Raw genomic sequence first — 16,214 nt, forward strand, 5'->3', positions numbered from 1 at the left:
ACGCAACCGACCCCACGAGGTGCTTCGCATGACGTCCCCCACCAGCCGCCGCACCCTGCTCGGCGCCCTCCTCGCGGGCGGCGCCCTCGCCGCCGCCCCCGGCGTCGCGCGCTCCGCCGACCGCCCGGCCCCCACCCGCCCGCCGCACCCCGCACGGCCCGCGACCCCGCCCACCGGCACCCTGCGCACCGGCACCCTGTTCACCGGCACCTACACCCCGGCCGGCCCCGGCATCGGGGTGGCCGCGTACGACAGCGCGTCCGGCCGCATCACCGCCCGCACCCCCGTCACCGGCGTCCAGAACCCCTCGTACCTCGCCCTCCACCCCACGGGCAGCACGCTCTACGCCGTGAACGAGCAGTGGAACGGCGGCGTCACCGCCGTCGCGCTCGGCGGCGACGGCACCTTCCGGGTCCTGGGCACCCAGTCCACCGGCGGCTCCGGGCCCTGCCACCTCTCGGTGCACCCGAGCGGGCGCTGGCTGCTCAGCGCCAACTACACCTCCGGCAGCGTCGCCGTGCACCCGCTGGCCGCCGACGGATCGGTGGGGGCGCGCACCGACCTGGTCGCCCACAGCTCGCCCGCCCCCGGACCCGGCCAGTACAGCCCGCACGCGCACCAGATCGTCACCGCGCCCGACGGCGACCACATCCTCGCCACCGACCTCGGCAACGACACGGTGTACACCTACCGGCTCGACCAGGCGCGCGGCACCCTGCAACAGCTCTCGTACGCCCGGCTGCGGCCGGGCGCCGGACCCCGCCACCTGGCCTTCCACCCGGACGGCCGCCACGCCTACCTGGCCTGCGAGGTCGACAACACGGCCGTCGTCTGCGGCTACGACCCCGCCACCGGCAGGCTCACGCCGGGCACCCCGCAGTCCACCGGCACCGGCGCCGGAACCAGCTACCCCGCCCAGTTCCTGGTCACCGCGGACGGCCGGTTCGCCTACCTCGCCAACCGGGGCCACAACAGCCTCACCCGGTACGCCGTCGAGGGCGGCGGGGCCGCGCTGCGCCTGCTCGACACCGTGCCGGTCGGCGGCGACTTCCCCCGGCACACCGCGTTCTCGCCGGACGGCACCCTGCTGTTCGCCGCCAACCAGCGCTCCGGCACCGTCACCGTCTTCCGGGTGGACGCGGCCTCCGGCGCGCTGACCCGCGTCGGCACCCCGTACGCCGCGCCCTCGGCGGTCTGTGTGCTGCCGCTCTAGGGGGGCCGGTGCGCGGGCGCTAGGGTCGAGCCCGAGCCGCGGGGGGCTGCCCCGGACGCGGTGGACGCAGCAGGGAGGCACCATGCGCTTGAGGGTGGAGTTCACCACCGAGCCCTTCGATCTCGACGAGGCACCCGCGCACGCGGTGGTCGCCCGTGAGGTGATCCAGTCGGCCGGGCTGGACGCCGTGGACGTCGGGCCGTTCGGCAATACGGCGGAGGGCGGCGCCGACCAGGTGCTCACCGCCGTGGACAGCCTGCTGCGGCAGGCGCTGGCATCGGGTGCCACGCGGGTCTCGCTCCAGGTCAACGTCATCGGGGAGGACCCGAAGTGACCGGACCGGTGGACCATCCCCTCGTCGCCGCCGTGAAGCCGCTCGCCGACGCGATGGGCGCCGAGCTCGTCGGGCCGGGCGAGGCACGCGCCGACGACGTGGTGCTGGCCTGGGAGGGCCAGGACGTCGTGGCGGTCCGGCTGCCGCAGCTGTCGGAGTCGCTGGATCACATCCTGGCCGCGATGGAGCGCCGGCACGGCATACCGCTGGCCGAGCTGGACCGCAAGGCCAAGCAGGAGGCCGTCCGGCTGCTGGAGGCACGCGGTGCCTTCTCCGTACGGCACGGCGTGGAGACCGTGGCGGGCGCCCTGGGCGTCTCCAGGTTCACCGTCTACAACTACCTGAACAGGGAAAACGGCACGAAGAGCGGGTAGTTGGGACGCTTCGGCACGGGTGGCCGACAGCCGAACGATCGGGCCGCCGCCCGGATGACCGGGCGGCGGCCCTTTCCGTGAACAGAATTTCAACAAACTGTTGACGTCGTGTTGCCGAGGGCGTTAGCTATCCGCAGCCCGACCAACGCACAGCGAGGAACAGCCACGGAGGCTCCCGTGACTTCGAGCTCCACGCCGGGCCTCGCCCGGTTCAACACCCTGGCGGACAACGAGGCGGCCGCCGCACTGCACGAGGTGTGCGCCAGTGCGGCCTGGGCACGAGCGATCCTCGCCCACCGCCCGTACGCCACCACCGAAGCCCTGCTCTCCGCGAGCGACACCGCAACGGCGGCACTCGACGCGGAGGACCTGGCCGCGGCCATGGCCGGTCACCCCCCGATCGGCCGGCCCGTGCCCGGCGACCCGACCTCCTCCCGCGAGCAGCGGGGAATGGCCGGGGCCTCCGAGGAACTCAAGGCCGAAATGCTCGAACTCAACCTGGCCTACCAGGAGCGGTTCGGACACGTCTTCCTGATCTGCGCCACCGGTGCCACCGGCGAGCAGATGCGCGACGCGGTGAAGGCGCGGATCGGCAACCCGCCCGAGCGGGAGCGGATGATCGTGCGCACCGAACTGGGCAGGATCAACCGCATCCGCCTCACCCGCCTCGTCACGGAAGACGCGTAACAGAAGGAGAGTGAAGGTCTTGAGCACCTTCGCCACCGCATCGGTGTCCACCCACATCCTGGACACCAGCATCGGCCGCCCCGCCGCGGACGTCGCCGTCTCGCTCGCCGCCCGCACGGGCCGCGACGCGGACTGGGTGGCGCTCGGCGGCTCCGCGACCGATGCGGACGGGCGCTGCAAGGACCTGCCGGCCCTGCCGGAAGGAACCACCCATGTACGGCTCGACTTCGAGACCGAGCCGTACTTCACAGCCAAGAAGCAAGCCGAGGCGCAGCAGGACGCCCCCCGCGTAAGGGACAGCGGCGCGTTCTTCCCGGAGGTGGCGATCACCTTCGCCGTCACTCCGGGCGAGCACTACCACGTACCGCTGCTGCTCAACCCGTTCGGCTACTCCGTATACCGAGGGAGCTAGCAGACACATGCCCACGATTCTCGGCCAGAACCAGTACGGCAAGGCAGAGACCCGCGTCCTGCGGGTCGTGCGGGACGGCGACACCCACCACCTCAAGGACCTGAACGTCTCGGTCGCCCTCTCCGGCGACATGGACGACGTCCACTACTCCGGCTCCAACGCGCACGTCCTGCCCACGGACACCACCAAGAACACGGTGTTCGCCTTCGCCAAGGAACACGGCATCGACTCCGCCGAGCAGTTCGGCGTCCACCTCGCCCGGCACTTCGTGACCTCGCAGGAGCCGATCGAGCGGGCCCGCATCCGCATCGAGGAGTACGCCTGGGACCGGATCGCCACCTCCGACGCCAACTCCCGCTTCATCGGCGCCGACGAGGTCAAGCACTCCTTCGTCCGCCGCAACCAGGAGATCCGCACCACCCAGGTCACCTTCGACGGCGAGGCGTGGCAGGTCGTCTCCGGGCTCAAGGACCTGACCGTGCTGAACTCGACCAACTCCGAGTTCTGGGGCTACGCCAAGGACAAGTACACGACACTCAAGGAGGCGTACGACCGCATCCTCGCGACCGACGTCTCCGCCCGCTGGCGCTACAACTGGACCAGCGACGAACAGCGCATGCCGAACTGGGAGAAGTCCTACGAGCAGGCGCGCAAGCACATGCTGCACGCCTTCGCCGAGACGTACTCGCTCTCGCTCCAGCAGACGCTTTACCAGATGGGCTCGCGCATCATCGAACACCGCGGCGAGATCGACGAGATCCGCTTCTCGCTCCCGAACAACCACCACTTCCTGGTGGACCTGGAGCCGTTCGGCCTCAAGAACGACAACGAAGTGTATTTCGCGGCCGACCGTCCGTACGGGCTCATCGAGGGCACCGTGCTCCGCGACGGCGTCGAGCCGCAGATCCCGGTCGATCTGACCAACCTCTGACGCGGCGCCACACCGGGGCCCGCCCGTCCGCCGCGGACGGGCCCCGGCCGGGCCGCAGGGACGCTCCACGCGTTCCGCAACCCTCTCGGCACCCACGGCCGCACCGCCGTGGCACTCAAATCCTCCTAAGGGCTGTCCCGTAATCCCCGGTGGATCAGCGCGCGGCGTCAGATGCGGTGCATCGCAAGGCGGAGGGGCGTTCGCATACTGGACGTATTCGGACGTTCCGACAACGCAGCGAGGTGCCGTAGCTGTCGTCGTGCGCCCGCCGGGGATTACGGGACAGCCCTTAGGGTCCTGCCGTGCCCACATCCCGGATGAGAGAAGGAAGCACCATGGCAGCACCGGCAGCACCGGCAGCCCCCGGCCGGGTGGAACGCATCGTCATCGAGAACTGCTCGATCGCGACCGTCGACGCCGCCGACACCGAGTACGCCTCCGGGTACGTCGTCGTCGCCGGAAACCGCATCGAGGCGGTCGGCGCCGGCCGGGCACCCGAGGGCCTGGAGAACGTCGTACGCCGCGTCGACGGCACCGGCCACCTCGCCACACCCGGCCTGATCAACACCCACCACCACTTCTACCAGTGGATCACCCGCGGCCTGGCCACCGACCACAACCTGTTCGACTGGCTGGTCGCGCTGTACCCGACCTGGGCGCGCGTCGACGAACCGATGGTCCGCGCCGCCGCGCAGGGCTCGCTCGCCATGATGGCCCTCGGCGGCGTCACCACCGCCATGGACCACCACTACGTCTTCCCGCACGGCTCCGGCGACCTGTCCGGCGCCATCATCGGCGCCGCCCGCGACCTGGGCGTACGCTTCACCCTCGCCCGGGGGTCGATGGACCGCGGCGAGAAGGACGGCGGGCTGCCGCCCGACTTCGCGGTGGAGACCCTGGAGGACGCGCTCGCCGCCACCGAGGCCACCGTGGACGCCCACCACGACGCCTCCTTCGACGCGATGACCCAGATCGCCGTCGCCCCCTGCTCACCCTTCTCCGTATCCACCGAACTCATGCGCCAGGGCGCCGAACTGGCCCGGCGCAAGGGCGTACGGCTGCACACCCACGGCTCGGAGACCGTGGAGGAGGAGAAGTTCTGCCACGAGCTGTTCGGCATGGGCCCCACCGACTACTTCGCGTCCACCGGCTGGCTCGGCGACGACGTGTGGATGGCGCACTGCGTCCACATGAACGACTCCGACATCGCCGCCTTCGCCCGCACCGGCACCGGCGTCGCCCACTGCCCGTCCTCCAACGCCCGCCTCGCCGCCGGCATCGCCCGCGTCCCCGACATGCTCGCCGCGGGCGTCCCGGTCGGCCTCGGCGTCGACGGCACCGCGTCCAACGAGTCCGGCGAACTCCACACCGAACTGCGCAACGCCCTCCTCATCAACCGCCTCGGCGCCCACCGCGAACGCGCCCTGAACGCCCGTCAGGCGCTGCGCCTGGGCACCTACGGCGGCGCCCAGGTCCTCGGCCGCGCCGCCCAGACCGGCTCCCTGGAGCCCGGCAAGCTCGCCGACCTGGTCCTGTGGAAGCTGGACACCCTCGCCCACGCCTCCATCGCCGACCCGGTCACCGCGCTCGTCTTCGGCGCGGCGGCCCCGGTCACCCTCTCGCTGGTCGACGGCCGGCCGGTCGTCGAGTCCGGCCGCCTGGTCACCGGCGACGAGGACGCCATCGCCCGCGCCACCCGCGACGAGGCCCGCCGCCTCGCCCAGATCGCCGCCGGAGCCTGACGGCCCCGCACCGGCGACCCGGAACAGGCCGGGAGAGGGGGACGGCCCTCGCCCCGGCCGCCGCGGACCCGAGCGGGGTCCGCGGCAACCGGGACGGGAGGCGCGCCGCGTACGCGCACGCGCCTCCCGTTCCGGCGCTCCCAGCTGCCCGCACCAGCTGCGACGTGCCGCACCGCACCACCGCACGACACGGGGCCCGGTCCGGGCGGACCGGCCCCGCGACCACCTCCCTGACACCCACGTCACCGCAGACGTGTAACCGACCGGAGGAACCGCCGTGGCAGCTACGCCCAGGTTTCGCGACGACGCAAGTGCGACCCCCACCCCCGACGGAGCGCCGGCGACGGCACCGTCCGACCGCGGACACCCGGTCGACGAGACGCTCCCCCCACTGAAGATGTTCACCAGCGGCCTCCAGCACGTGGCCGCGATGTACGCGGGCGTGGTGGCCCCGCCCATGATCGTGGGGCCCGCGGTCGGCCTCACCGCGAAGGAGACCGCCTTCCTGATGGGGGCGAGCCTGTTCACCGCGGGCATCGCCACCCTGCTCCAGACGATCGGCTTCTGGCGCATAGGCGCCCGGCTGCCCTTCGTCAACGGCGTCTCGTTCGCCGGGGTGACGCCGATGGTGGCCATCGGCAAGGACCGGGGACACGACGGGATCGCCGTCATCTTCGGCGCGATCATCGTGGCGAGCCTCCTCGGCTTCGTCCTCGCCCCCTACTTCTGCAAACTGATCCGCTTCTTCCCACCCGTGGTCACCGGCACGGTCATCACCCTGATCGGCGTCTCCCTGCTGCCGGTCGCCTTCAACTGGTCCCAGGGCGGCAACGCGACCGCCGCCGACTACGGCTCCACCACCAACATCACCATGGCGGCGGTCACCCTCGTCATCGTGCTGGCCCTGCGCAAACTCCTGCGCGGCTTCCTCCAGCAGATCGCCATCCTGCTCGGGCTCGTGGCCGGCACCCTCATCGCGATCCCCGTCGGTATCACCGACTTCGGCGCGCTCGGCGACGCGGACGCCATCGGCTTCCCCACCCCGTTCCACTTCGGGGCCCCGCAGTTCGAGATCGCCGCCATCGTCTCCATGAGCATCGTGATGCTGGTCTGCATGACGGAGTCCACGGCGGACATGCTCGCCCTCGGCAAGATCGTCGACCGGCCCGCCGACGAGCGGACCATCGAGGGCGGGCTGCGCGCCGACACCCTGGGCAGCGCCCTCAGCCCGCTGTTCAACGGCTTCATGTGCAGCGCCTTCGCCCAGAACATCGGGCTGGTCGCGATGACCAAGGTGCGCAGTCGCTTCGTCGTCGCGGCGGGCGGCGGCATTCTCGTGCTGCTCGGCCTGGTCCCGGTGGCCGCGTCCGTCATCGCCCTGGTACCGCTGCCGGTCCTCGGCGGCGCCGGCATCGTCCTGTTCGGCTCGGTCGCCGCCAGCGGCGTGCAGACCCTGGCCGGTGCGGCCCTGGAGAAGGGCGAGAACGCGCTGATCGTCGCGGCGGCGGTCGGCGTCGGCCTGATCCCGATCGCGGCGCCGGACTTCTACCTCTGATCTTGGCCAGTGCTCCGCCCTTCAGGGCGGGGGTGAAGGCCATCCTTGGCGCGGAGGCGCGCAGCGCCGGAGTTCGCTGCGAGCCTCCGGGGCAACGGTCAGACGGGCCGCTTCTGGTTCTCGATGTACTGCTTGACCGCGGTCAGCGGTGCGCCGCCGCAGGAGCCTGCGAAGTAGGAGCCGGACCAGAAGTGTCCGCCCCACAGATATCGGCGCACGTGGCTGTCGTACTCCTTGCGCAGCAGCCGGGCCGAGACTCCCTTGAGGCTGTTGACCAGCTTGGAGAGCTGGACCTTTGGCGGGTGGTGCACCAGGAGATGCACGTGGTCGTCCTCGCCGTTGAACTGTTTCAGCTCGGCCTCGAAGTCGCTGCACACCTCCCGCATGATCTCTTCGCACCGCGTCAGCATGGCGTCGGTCATGGCCTTGCGTCGGTACTTCGTTACGAAAACCAAGTGGACGTGCAAGTTGTAGACGACGTGACGTCCTGTGCGTACATCGGGATTGGGGTTCCATCGTGGTGACATAAACCTATGCTAGGGTGAAGATCATGGGTCAGGAAATCGCGTACGAGAAGCGGCAGTTCGGGCACCGCGCCCGACTGGCGCTCACTCCTGCGCAAGTCCGGCTCATGGACGACCAGGGCCACGCGGCGCGTACGACGTGGAACCTGCTGCACGACTTCTGGACGATGACGCCGAAGTACCGCCGCGACTTGAAGGCTGCGGACGAGGCGATCCGGCAGGCCCGCAAAGAGATCGACTGGCTCGGTGTGCTGCCCGCACAGGCGGCACAGGCCGTCCTCAAGACGTATTTCCAGGCATGGAAGAACTGCTGGGAAGGACGGGCGGACGAGCCGAACTTCAAGGCCCGCATCCGCACTCCGCTGACGGTGGACGTGCCGCAGGGCCGGGATCTGAACATCGTTCGGATCAACCGCCGCTGGGGCGAGGCCCAGATCCCGAAGATCGGACGGGTCCGGTTCCGCTGGACCCGCGACCTTCCCATCGGCAAGCGGGCCGACACCGACAACCGGATCACCGGGGCACGGCTGGTCAAGGACTCGCTCGGCTGGCACATCGCCTTCCGCGTCCAGACCCGAGAGGCCGTCCCGGCCCCGCACACCGGTCCCGAGATCGGCATCGACTTCGGCGTGAACCTCCCCCTCGCCCTATCGGACGGCAACCACCAGGACCACAGCCACGCGCCGCGCCTTCCCGACGGCACCGCCGACCGGGACAAGTGGCTCACCGAGAAGGAAAAAACCGTGCTGCTCCGCCTTGAGCAGCACGCCGCACGTCTCAAGCAGCACCGCAAGCGCGGAGAGAAGTTCTCAGGCCGCCTGCGCGCTGTGTACCGCCGGATCGGCAGACTCCGAGCAACAGCCACGCGACGAGCAACCGACTGGCAGCACCAGACCACCACCATGCTCGCCCGCACGTATGGCGTGATCGTGGTGGAAGACCTGCACATCACGAACATGACCAAGAGCGCCAAGGGCACCATCGAGGAGCCGGGCAGGAACGTCGCGGCCAAGGCCGGACTGAACCGCTCCATAGCCCAAGAGGCATGGGGCCGGACCATGACCATGCTCGGGTACAAGACCGCCCGAAACGGGGGCACCCTGGTCAAGGTCCCGGCCCCGTACACCTCCCAGCGCTGCCACGCCTGCGGGCTCGTCACACCCGGCAGCCGCGAGGACCAGGCCACGTTCGTGTGCAAGAACAGCATGTGCGGATGGACCGGCAACGCCGACGAGAACGCGGCCCGGAACATCCTGCACCTGTACCGGATCGGCCACACCGTGGTCATCCCGGCTGCCGGGAGGGCAGTCGTCAGGCGGCGTAAGCCGTCCAACCCACCGGCGCAAGCCAGGCGGGAATCTCCCTCGTTCACGAGGGAGTGAGCTTCAACACGCCTTCCCCGACGACCTGCTGGTCGTCCTGGACTCGGGCATCTCCACCGGCTGCGTCGTGGCGATCGTGCTGAACCTGGCCTTCAACCACCTCGGCCGCACACCGGACCGGGAGACCGGAACCGCGCCGGGCGGCCACGACCCGGCGAAGGCGATGGAGGCCGCCGCTTCCTAATGCTGTTGTCAAACGGCCGCAGTCGCTGAGGGTGTGACTTGATAGCACCGTCGGTCACGGATCAGGGCCCACAGGACGTTGACGCGTCGGCGGGCGAGGGCGAGCACGGCTTGGACGTGCTTCTTCCCCTCGGCGCGTTTGCGGTCGTAGAACTTCCGCGAGTTCGGGTCGTAGCGGACGCTGACCAGCGCGGAGGTGTAGAAGACGCGCTGGAGTCTTCGGTGGTAATTGAGCGGCCGGTGGAGGTTGCCACTGACCTTGCCCGAGTCGCGAGGGGCGGGGGCGACGCCGGCGAAGGCCGCCAGGGCGTCCGGGGAGCCGAAGTCGTCCAGGCTGCCGCCGATAGCGGCGAGGAACTCGGCACCGAGCACGGTGCCGATGCCCGGGACGCTCTGGACTATGTCGGCGAGTTCGTGCTCGCGAAACCGGCCCTCGATGAGCTTGTCCATCTCGGAGATCTGCTCGTTGAGGGCCATCACCTCCTCGGCCAGGGTGTGGACCAGCTTGGCGGTGGTCTTCTCCCCGGGGACGGCGGTGTGCTGTCGCTCGGCGGCCTCAACTGCTGTTTCGGCCAAGGCTCTTGCGTTGCGGACCTTGCGGTTGGCCAGCCATTTGGTCAGCCGCGCGGTCCCGGCGCGGCGGATCGCGGCCGGAGCCTGGCAGCCCGTCAGCAGCCTGAGCGGGCCGGTGTTGGTCACGTCCAAGGCACGCTCAAGGGCCGGGAACATGCTCAGCAGGGTGCCGCGCAGCCGGTTCACCACGCGGGTGCGGTCTTCGACCAGGTCGGCACGGCGTCCGGTCAGCAGCTTGAGTTCGATGGCGGCTTCGTCACCGGGGCGGATGGGCCGCAGGTCACGACGCATCCGGGCCTGGTCGGCGATCACGTAGGCGTCGCGGGCGTCGGTCTTGCCCTCGCCGCGGTAGCCGTCGGATGCCCGGTTCACCAGACGGCCGGGGATGTAAAGGACTTCCTGGCCGTGGTTGATCAGCAGAGCCAGCAGCAGCGCGGGCTCCCCGCCGGTCATATCGATGGCCCAGGTCACCTGGCGGCCGTCGGCCAGGTCGAGGACGTCACCGATCAACTTCAGCAGCTCGGGCTCATCGTTGGCGACCCGCCGCGACAGCAGGGTCTTGCCCCCGGCGTCCAGCGCGAGGCCGTGATGATGGCCCTTGCCACTGTCGATCCCCGCCCATATCCGGCTCATCGTGCTCCTGACGTACGTGTGCGTGCTGTTCGTACCACGGACGACCTCGCCGGCATTGCTCTACACAGCGACTTGTTCGCACTTCCTAATCGGCGGCCGAGTCGTCGTGGGGCGCCGGGCGGCGAAGCGATGGTAGCCACGAAACGGCAGCCCACTGATAGCCACACCCAGCACCCCTGGGCGACCCAACCCTACGAATGGCTCGATCAACCCGATCAAGAAGGTAGAGCCCACTGACGTATCGTCAAGGTCTCGTGGCGCGTACGGGGGTTGGCCGTACGCGCCACAGGCGGCTCAGTCGATGTGGTAGCGGTCGCCGTACACCTTCCAGTCCAGCGGCGGGTCCAGCTCCAGGTTGCCCCGCCGCAGGAACACTCGCTGCGCGGTCTCCACCCGGCTGGTGTCGCTGTGCGAGGGCTCCTCGCGGATCGCGGCGACCCGAGAGTCGAGGAACGCGTCGAGGTACGCGCGCTCGTCACCGCCCTGCGCGGGCGGCCGGGCGTCGGCGAGTGCCCGGCTGCTGATCGTACGGAATCCGGTGGTGCCGTCCGCGTCGGCCTCGCCGTGCATCACGTACGCGTCGTAGTAGACGAACTGGCCCAGCGTGCCCAGGCCGTCCTTCCGTGCCCGGCGCACCGCCGGGTCGAAGTACGAGTCGTCCCGCTCGGCGTCCTGCGCCGCCCGGAACCGCGCGTCACCGGCCGCCGCCGCCCAGGCACGGGTGAACGGGTTGCCGAGCCCGGTGTGCGCGTCGCTCCCCTTCACCTTTCGCAGCGCGGGCAGGAACCGCTCCAGCGCGTTGCCCGGCCGGGACCGCGCGTACCGCTCGACGACCCGGAGCATGTCGCCGGTTCCCGAGCAGAAGCCGATGATGCCGCCGGTGTAGCCGCGCCCGTCCCCGATGTCCTCGATGTACTTGTACTGGGCCTTCCAGTCCAGCGTCGAGTTCTCCGCGCTGGCGACCAGTCGCATCGCGATGTCCTTCTTCACCGGATCGGCGAGCCCGGCGCCCGCCCCCTTGCCCCACGCGTCCCCGGCGGGGGTGCAGCCGGCGAGGACGGCGACGCACAGCAGGAGGGCGGCGAGCGGGGTGACCGGGGAACGCGTGGTGGGCTTCACCGCTCCAGCCTGCCAGGCCGGCGGCGTGATGCCCGCGCAATCGGCGGTAGCGTCGGGGCATGGATGAACGGTCTGTGGTGGATGTCGGCGACGTGCGGCTGGCGTACCGGAGCTGGGGTGCCTCGTTCGGGTCGCCCGTCGTACTGCTGCACGATGTCGGCGCGAGTTCGGCGAGCTGGGAGGCGGCCGGCGGCCTGCTGGGGCAGGAGTGGCGGGTGTACGGGATCGACCTGCGCGGCCACGGCGAGAGCGACTGGCCCGACGCGTACGACCTGGAGCTGATGCGCGACGACGTGCTCGGGTTCCTGGACGAGTGCGAGCTGGACCGGGTCGGTGTGGTCGGCCACGGCATGGGCGGGGTCGTCGCCCACCTCCTGGCGCAGGACCACCCGGACCGGGTGGAGCGTCTGGTGCTGGTGGAGACCCCGCCGCCGTTCCCCGGTACGGCGTACCCGGCGGCCTCCCCGGACGGCCCGGCCGACTACGACGAGGCGGTGCTCGCGTCGGTCGGGGCCGAGCTGGCGGACCCCGACCCCGCCCGGGCGCGGGGCCTCGGCGAGATCGTCGCGCCCACGCTGCTGCTGGCCGGCGGTCCGGGCAGCGAGATGCCGCAGGGCCGGCTCCAGGACATGGCGTCGCTGATCCCGGACTGCCATCTGGTCACGATGGGCGGCGGCCACCGCCCGCACGAGACGGACCCGGAGCAGACGGCGCACCGGATCACGGAGTTCTTCACCAGCTGACGCGAGGCTTCCGCGAGGTCTCCGCCGCCGTCTCAGCCGCCCGGCCGCCGTCTCAGTCGCCCGGCCGCCAGTCCGGGCGCCGGCCGCTGCGGGCCACGGCCCGGTCCAGCAGCGGGGCGTCCTCGGCGACCGGGACCGGCGGGCCGAAGGGCGAGGCGGCGGGCGGGCCGCCGCCCAGCTCGGCCAGGAGCGCGAGCGAGCTGTGCAGATGCGCGTCCTCGGCGCCGAACGGCTGCCCGGTCGCCTTCGCCAGGTCCCAGCCGTGCAGCACCAGCTCGTTCAGCGCGACCATCCCCGCCACCTGTCCGGGCAGGTCCACGCCGCCCGCCCTGGTCATGCCCTCCCAGGCGGCGGGGGCGCGCCAGGCGGCCACCAGCGCGTCGAGCGCGGCGGGCAGCGCGGTGCGCCAGCCGGCCTCCAGGACGCCGGACTCCACGGCGGGGGCGGTGTCGGTGGACGGGCCCAGCTCCTTGCGGGCCGCGTCACGGAAGGCGAGGGCCAGGCCCTCGACATGGGCGAGCAGGGCGCCCACGGTCACGCCGGGGCACGGGGTCGCCGCCCCCAGCGCGCTGTCGTCGACGGCGTCGAGCTGCGCGGTGATCCGGCGCGCGGCCGGTTCCAGGTCCAGTGGTTGCGTATCCATACCCGTAGAGACTGCCCGACCGCCCGCGACTCATCGCTCAGCGCACCACGCGTCCCGCCCCGCAAGTCGCCGTTCAGCGCACCACGCGTCCCCGCAGCACGATCCGGTCCGGGTGTTCCAGCACCGCCGGGTCGGCGACCGGATCGCTGCCGTACGCCACCAGATCCGCCGGCGCTCCGTCGACCAGGCCCGGCAGCCCGAGCCAGGCGCGGGCCGTCCAGGACGCCGCGCCGAGCGCCGCGTCGGCCGGAAGCCCGGCCCTGGCCAGCCACGACGCCTCGCCGGCCACGGTCCCGCAGGGGAACGAGTCGGTGCCGGCCAGCACCGTGACCCCCGCCTCGTGGGCGGCCCGGACGGTGCCGAACATGGCGTCCCAGCCGGCCAGCCACAGATCGCGGCGCGCACTCGGCTCCCGCGCCCGCATCGCGTCCGCGCCCGCCCCGAACACGGCCGGCGTCGGCACGAACGCCGTGCCCTGCGCCGCCATCCGGTCCAGCAGGGCGGGGTCCAGGGACATGCCGTGCTCCAGGCTGTCCGCCCCCGCCAGCACCGCGTTCCGGCTGCCTTCGGCGGTCTGGCAGTGCACCGCCACCCGGCCGCCCGCCGCGTGGACGGCGGTCACCACCGCGGTGAGCAGCGCGAGCGGCACCGGGGGCTCGTCCACCCAGGCCGGCATCCGGGCGGCCGTGCCCGGCGTACGGACGGCGAGCACCCCGGCGTCCCGGTGCTCGCGCAACTGCGCGCGCAGCACCTCGCCGTCGATCCAGAACGTCCGCTCCTCGCGTTCCGGCAGTACCACACCTCGTATGCGCAGCATCCGCCGACGGTACGTCAACCGGCGGGTCGGGCGCGGGGGGAGGGGCACACCGGCACATTGTGGAAGGTTCGGCTCCGGCTCTTGTCGGCGGGGCCCAGGGCATGCGATACAGGTCTGGACCATTGCTGCCCGATGGAAGGCAACACCGTGCGATCCCCTCACACGCATGGCGCCGCGGCCTGTGCCGCCGCTCTGCTCCTCGCCGCACTCGCCACCGCCTGCGGCTCCGGCTCCGGTTCGGACTCCGGTCCGGGGCCCGACGCGGACACCAGCAGACCCACCGCGCCCCGCGGGGTCACCGTGCAGGCGAGCAGCGCCACCTCCGCGCACGTGATGTGGAAGGCCGCCACCGACGACAAGGCCGTCACCGGCTACGAGGTCTACCGCGAGGGCAGGAAGGTCAAGTCCGTTCCCGCGTCCAAGGTGATGATCGACATCGAGGGGCTCACCGCGTCGACCGCGTACACCTTCACCGTCCGCGCCCGCGACGCGGCCGGCAACGTCTCCGTGCCCAGCGCCGCCGTCAAGGTCACCACCCCCGCCCCCACGCCCGCCGACCACGGGCCCCCCACCCGGCCGGGCAAGCTGCGCGGCAAGGCGGACGGCAACCGGGCCGCCACCCTGTCCTGGGGCGGCTCCACGGACGACATCGGCGTCACCGCGTACGACATCTACCAGGAGGGCTCCCGCATCCACACCGTGCCCGGCACCGAGACCACGGCCCGGGTGACCGGGCTGCGCCCTGGTACGGCCTACAGCTTCACCGTGCGGGCCCGCGACGCCGCCGACACCTCGTCGCCCGACAGCAACGCCTTCCACCTCACCACCGCTTCGGCCCCCGGCGCCCCGGCGGACACCGCCCCCACCGGCCTGCGCGCCACGACCAAGGACCAGGGCAAGGAGTACGCCGTCGACCTGGAGTGGGCGCCGCCCAAGGCGGACGGCGAGATCCACACGTACCAGCTGTACCTGGACGGCAAGATGACCACCACCATCGCCTGGGGCACCGAACCGCCCACCGAGCGGGCCACCTACCAGTACACCACCGCCGAGCCGCGCGGCACCAGCCACGCGATCACGCTGCGCGCCCAGCTGCCGGACGGCAAATGGGGCGACTTCTCGGAGCCGCTCACGGTGGTCCTCGGCAAGTGAGCCCGCGTCACAGGGGGACGCGGACCGTCTCGATCCACGGCGGCGGCTGAGGGGCGTCCGCTCCGATCAGCGCGGCGACGAGCCGGCACGAGGGCGCCTCGTCCGGCCAGGGGGTGTGGCCGTCCGTGAGGACCACGACGATGCCGGGGCGCTCCGGCGCGGCCAGGGCGGCGGCGATGCCCACCCGCATGTCCGTGCCGCCGCCCCCGCCGAGCGTCACCTGCTCGGTGGCCGTCACCCGCGACACGGCGTGCACATCGGCGTCGCAGGCCAGCACGGAGACCCGGTTGTCGCGGATGCCGACCTCCCGCAGCACCCCCGTCACCTCGCCCAGCGCGGCGCCCAGCTCCCCGTCGCCCATCGACCCCGAGGTGTCCACGACCACGGCCACCCGGGGCAGCGGCCGGCGCAGTGTCGGCAGCACGATGCCGCGCAGGGCCGCGCCGCGCCGCGACGGCCGGCGGTATGTGTAGTCCACCGCCCCGGACGCCCAGGCCGCCGCCTCCCGCACCGCGCCGGCCAGCGCCTGCCGCCAGTCCACGGACGGCTCCAGCACCTCGTCGGCCCAGCGTCGCCACCCCTGCGGCAGGGTGCCGCGCGTCCGCAGGTGCGCCCGCATCGACTCCGCCGTGCGGCGCCGCAGCGCCTCCGCCTCCGTCGTGCCCAGCGCGGACGGCCCCTGCGCGGGCGGCAGTTCCCAGGGCGCCGGGCCGTTGTGCGCGCCCGAGCCGCACTGGCACGGCGGTGGCGAGGGCGGCAGCGCGGGCAGGTACGCCTCGAAGAGCTGTCCGGCCGGCAGCCCGAACAGGCCCGGCTCCACGCGCCCCTCCGGCAGTGGCAGCCCGTCGGCGAGCAGGTCGTCGTTGATCTCGCAGTCCTGCGCCACATTGACCCGGTGCGCGTCGCGCTGGTCGGTGGCCGGCAGCCGGGCCGCCCGGCCGTGGTGGTCGCGCAGCAGATGCGCCACCTCGTGCACCCACACCCCGGCCAGCTCGGCCACCGGCGTCCGCTCCACGAACTCCGGCGACACATAGCAGCGCCAGTGCCGGTCCACCCCCATGGTCGGCACCCGGTCGCTCGCCACCACGGACAGCGCGTACAGCGCGGTGGCGAGGTACGGCCGGTCGCTCGCCGCACGGTAGCGCGCCGCCAGCAGCTTGGTGTGGTCCAGCCGGAGCCGCGCGGGTACGGGCATGG

The 16,214-nt window shown here is 71.9% G+C and carries 17 protein-coding genes and 1 pseudogene; 12 read left to right on the forward strand and 6 right to left on the reverse strand.

Translation table 11 applies throughout. From position 1 onward, the window contains the following. Positions 1–28 precede the first annotated feature (28 nt). The 8 genes from DNK56_RS30345 to DNK56_RS30380 all read left to right on the forward strand — a co-directional run bounded on the left by DNK56_RS30345 (position 29) and on the right by DNK56_RS30380 (position 7,248). Entirely contained in the window at positions 29–1,213 is a 1,185-nt protein-coding gene (locus DNK56_RS30345; RefSeq protein WP_111338973.1) for a lactonase family protein, read from the forward strand. 82 nt (positions 1,214–1,295) lie between these two features. Continuing rightward, the gene (locus tag DNK56_RS30350) at positions 1,296–1,547 is read left to right on the forward strand and encodes a thiamine-binding protein (protein ID WP_111338974.1); all 252 of its coding nucleotides are present in this window, start codon (positions 1,296–1,298) and stop codon (positions 1,545–1,547) included. Then, positions 1,544–1,921, forward strand: coding sequence for a helix-turn-helix domain-containing protein (locus DNK56_RS30355; RefSeq protein WP_111338975.1), 378 nt, complete (start codon positions 1,544–1,546; stop codon positions 1,919–1,921). Before DNK56_RS30350 ends, DNK56_RS30355 begins: the two co-directional genes overlap by 4 nt. Positions 1,922–2,098: 177 nt before the next feature. Next, positions 2,099–2,608, forward strand: coding sequence for a 2-oxo-4-hydroxy-4-carboxy-5-ureidoimidazoline decarboxylase (uraD, locus tag DNK56_RS30360; RefSeq protein WP_111338976.1), 510 nt, complete (start codon positions 2,099–2,101; stop codon positions 2,606–2,608). A gap of 19 nt (positions 2,609–2,627) precedes the next feature. Further along, positions 2,628–3,020, forward strand: a complete 393-nt coding sequence (gene uraH, locus DNK56_RS30365) for a hydroxyisourate hydrolase (RefSeq protein ID WP_111338977.1) — start codon at positions 2,628–2,630, stop codon at positions 3,018–3,020. Positions 3,021–3,027: 7 nt separating this feature from the next. Further along, positions 3,028–3,951 (forward strand): factor-independent urate hydroxylase, encoded by a 924-nt coding sequence (pucL, locus tag DNK56_RS30370; RefSeq protein WP_111338978.1) that lies wholly within the window; start codon positions 3,028–3,030, stop codon positions 3,949–3,951. Positions 3,952–4,286: 335 nt separating this feature from the next. Then, positions 4,287–5,693, forward strand: coding sequence for an 8-oxoguanine deaminase (locus DNK56_RS30375; RefSeq protein WP_111338979.1), 1,407 nt, complete (start codon positions 4,287–4,289; stop codon positions 5,691–5,693). Between the two features lie 277 nt (positions 5,694–5,970). Then, positions 5,971–7,248 (forward strand): nucleobase:cation symporter-2 family protein, encoded by a 1,278-nt coding sequence (locus tag DNK56_RS30380; protein ID WP_446750391.1) that lies wholly within the window; start codon positions 5,971–5,973, stop codon positions 7,246–7,248. A gap of 98 nt (positions 7,249–7,346) precedes the next feature. Here the strand turns inward: DNK56_RS30380 and tnpA are convergent, their stop codons facing one another. Next, complete coding sequence (tnpA, locus tag DNK56_RS30385; RefSeq protein WP_111333421.1) at positions 7,347–7,775, reverse strand: IS200/IS605 family transposase; 429 nt, start codon at positions 7,773–7,775, stop codon at positions 7,347–7,349. Positions 7,776–7,798: 23 nt separating this feature from the next. Here tnpA and DNK56_RS30390 point away from each other — a divergent pair, with 23 nt between their 5' ends. Further along, on the forward strand, positions 7,799–9,154 hold the full coding sequence (locus tag DNK56_RS30390; RefSeq protein WP_199563574.1) for an RNA-guided endonuclease InsQ/TnpB family protein: 1,356 nt from the start codon (positions 7,799–7,801) through the stop codon (positions 9,152–9,154). Beyond that, positions 9,153–9,338 (forward strand): annotated as a pseudogene (locus DNK56_RS30395) (purine permease); the annotation flags it as partial. The gene DNK56_RS30390 and the pseudogene DNK56_RS30395, both read left to right, overlap by 2 nt. A gap of 8 nt (positions 9,339–9,346) precedes the next feature. Here the strand turns inward: DNK56_RS30395 and DNK56_RS30400 are convergent. Both DNK56_RS30400 and DNK56_RS30405 read right to left on the reverse strand, forming a co-directional pair. Then, positions 9,347–10,543 (reverse strand): IS110 family transposase, encoded by a 1,197-nt coding sequence (locus tag DNK56_RS30400; RefSeq protein WP_111329880.1) that lies wholly within the window; start codon positions 10,541–10,543, stop codon positions 9,347–9,349. Positions 10,544–10,837: 294 nt separating this feature from the next. After that, a complete protein-coding gene (locus DNK56_RS30405) occupies positions 10,838–11,662 on the reverse strand; it encodes a chitosanase (RefSeq protein WP_111338980.1) in 825 nt (274 codons plus the stop codon). A 59-nt stretch (positions 11,663–11,721) separates the two neighbouring features. On the opposite strand from DNK56_RS30405, the gene DNK56_RS30410 reads away from it, so the two are divergent. Continuing rightward, complete coding sequence (locus DNK56_RS30410; protein ID WP_199563573.1) at positions 11,722–12,405, forward strand: alpha/beta fold hydrolase; 684 nt, start codon at positions 11,722–11,724, stop codon at positions 12,403–12,405. Positions 12,406–12,457: 52 nt separating this feature from the next. On the opposite strand, the gene DNK56_RS30415 is transcribed toward DNK56_RS30410, so the two are convergent. Both DNK56_RS30415 and DNK56_RS30420 read right to left on the reverse strand, forming a co-directional pair. Further along, positions 12,458–13,048, reverse strand: coding sequence for a TIGR03086 family metal-binding protein (locus DNK56_RS30415; protein ID WP_111338982.1), 591 nt, complete (start codon positions 13,046–13,048; stop codon positions 12,458–12,460). Between the two features lie 73 nt (positions 13,049–13,121). After that, a complete protein-coding gene (locus DNK56_RS30420; RefSeq protein ID WP_241990134.1) occupies positions 13,122–13,865 on the reverse strand; it encodes an amidohydrolase family protein in 744 nt (247 codons plus the stop codon). Between the two features lie 132 nt (positions 13,866–13,997). Between DNK56_RS30420 and DNK56_RS30425 the strand changes: the two genes are divergently transcribed. Continuing rightward, positions 13,998–15,017, forward strand: coding sequence for a fibronectin type III domain-containing protein (locus DNK56_RS30425; RefSeq protein ID WP_111338984.1), 1,020 nt, complete (start codon positions 13,998–14,000; stop codon positions 15,015–15,017). 7 nt (positions 15,018–15,024) lie between these two features. On the opposite strand, the gene DNK56_RS30430 is transcribed toward DNK56_RS30425, so the two are convergent. Next, positions 15,025–16,212, reverse strand: coding sequence for a vWA domain-containing protein (locus DNK56_RS30430; RefSeq protein ID WP_111338985.1), 1,188 nt, complete (start codon positions 16,210–16,212; stop codon positions 15,025–15,027). Positions 16,213–16,214 lie beyond the last annotated feature (2 nt).

The organism is Streptomyces sp. AC1-42W (assembly GCF_003248355.1).
In the GTDB taxonomy this organism is placed as follows: domain Bacteria; phylum Actinomycetota; class Actinomycetes; order Streptomycetales; family Streptomycetaceae; genus Streptomyces.

What these genes read in the sequence shown, in the direction of transcription:
- DNK56_RS30345 (WP_111338973.1), top strand. Translation starts at nt 29, where the DNA reads ATGACGTCCCCCACCAGCCGCCGCACCCTGCTCGGCGCCCTCCTCGCG.
- DNK56_RS30350 (WP_111338974.1), top strand. Translation starts at nt 1,296, where the DNA reads ATGCGCTTGAGGGTGGAGTTCACCACCGAGCCCTTCGATCTCGACGAG.
- pucL (WP_111338978.1), top strand. Translation starts at nt 3,028, where the DNA reads ATGCCCACGATTCTCGGCCAGAACCAGTACGGCAAGGCAGAGACCCGC.
- DNK56_RS30375 (WP_111338979.1), top strand. Translation starts at nt 4,287, where the DNA reads ATGGCAGCACCGGCAGCACCGGCAGCCCCCGGCCGGGTGGAACGCATC.
- tnpA (WP_111333421.1), bottom strand. Translation starts at nt 7,775, where the DNA reads ATGTCACCACGATGGAACCCCAATCCCGATGTACGCACAGGACGTCAC.
- DNK56_RS30390 (WP_199563574.1), top strand. Translation starts at nt 7,799, where the DNA reads ATGGGTCAGGAAATCGCGTACGAGAAGCGGCAGTTCGGGCACCGCGCC.
- DNK56_RS30400 (WP_111329880.1), bottom strand. Translation starts at nt 10,543, where the DNA reads ATGAGCCGGATATGGGCGGGGATCGACAGTGGCAAGGGCCATCATCAC.
- DNK56_RS30410 (WP_199563573.1), top strand. Translation starts at nt 11,722, where the DNA reads ATGGATGAACGGTCTGTGGTGGATGTCGGCGACGTGCGGCTGGCGTAC.
- DNK56_RS30415 (WP_111338982.1), bottom strand. Translation starts at nt 13,048, where the DNA reads ATGGATACGCAACCACTGGACCTGGAACCGGCCGCGCGCCGGATCACC.
- DNK56_RS30420 (WP_241990134.1), bottom strand. Translation starts at nt 13,865, where the DNA reads ATGCTGCGCATACGAGGTGTGGTACTGCCGGAACGCGAGGAGCGGACG.
- DNK56_RS30425 (WP_111338984.1), top strand. Translation starts at nt 13,998, where the DNA reads ATGGAAGGCAACACCGTGCGATCCCCTCACACGCATGGCGCCGCGGCC.
- DNK56_RS30430 (WP_111338985.1), bottom strand. Translation starts at nt 16,212, where the DNA reads ATGCCCGTACCCGCGCGGCTCCGGCTGGACCACACCAAGCTGCTGGCG.